The organism is Vibrio sp. 1288 (genome assembly GCF_033344475.1).
Genome location: NZ_JAWPOX010000259.1, coordinates 1 through 889 on the forward strand (window position 1 = coordinate 1; position 889 = coordinate 889).

At 43.0% G+C, this 889-nt stretch carries 2 protein-coding genes; one reads left to right on the forward strand and one right to left on the reverse strand.

All coding sequences use genetic code 11. The features are described 5' to 3' along the window. A partial coding sequence (locus R8O11_RS26085; RefSeq protein WP_318194721.1) for a LysR family transcriptional regulator occupies positions 1-209 on the reverse strand: 209 nt, incomplete at its 3' end. Positions 210-348: 139 nt separating this feature from the next. Here R8O11_RS26085 and R8O11_RS26090 point away from each other — a divergent pair. Further along, positions 349-889 (forward strand): LysE/ArgO family amino acid transporter (locus R8O11_RS26090; RefSeq protein ID WP_318194722.1); only part of this gene is annotated, 541 nt, incomplete at its 3' end.

The window sequence follows — 889 nt, forward strand, 5'->3', positions numbered from 1 at the left end:
TAAAGCCCCAATAGTTTTTTTCCAATGGGAGTTGGCTTGGGTGGCTGCTCTCGAATTAACACAGGTTGCGCCAAGAACTTTTCGAGCTGTTTAATACGCTGCGAAATGGCAGATTGTGAGACAAACAGATGCTCAGCAGCTCGTTCAAAACTGCCTTGATAAACAACGGCATCCAAGGCTTCTATCCATTTGTAATCCAACCCTCGCATTCACGTTCTCCCAAAAAAACAACACCAAACCATTAAATAAGTAACTCTAATAATATATTAAAATCATTAATTATACTTATTTAACCAAAGCCATTATCTTTCCCCTCTCTGTCGTTTTCTTAATTATCTGAGGTGTATTGTGAGCTTTTGGGTTTTATTGCAAGGATTTGGTTTAGGGGCATCGATGATCATTCCGATCGGAGCACAAAATGCGTATGTCTTGAATCAAGGCATAAAGCGCAATCACCACCTGACGACAGCCACTATTTGTAGCGTCCTAGATATGATCTTCATTTCTCTAGGTATCTTTGGTGGTGGTGCTATTCTGTCTCAAAATGAAGTTCTACTGACATCGGTGACGCTTGGTGGTATTGCCTTCCTGAGCTTCTATGGACTACTTTCTCTTAAAAGCGCATTCAAGCCAGAGAATGAATCGGAATCAAAAGGGGAAGTCGTAGCTCGTGGACGCCGAACGGTCATTTTAGGCGCATTAGCTGTCACCGTGCTCAACCCACATTTGTACTTAGATACCGTTGTTATCTTAGGCTCAATCGGTGGACAATTTGAAGGCCATGATCGAATCGCTTTCGCGTTAGGCACTATTATGGCGTCATTTGTTTGGTTCTATACCTTGTCGATGGGCGCCGCAAAACTCGGGCCTACGCTATCTAAACCGAAAG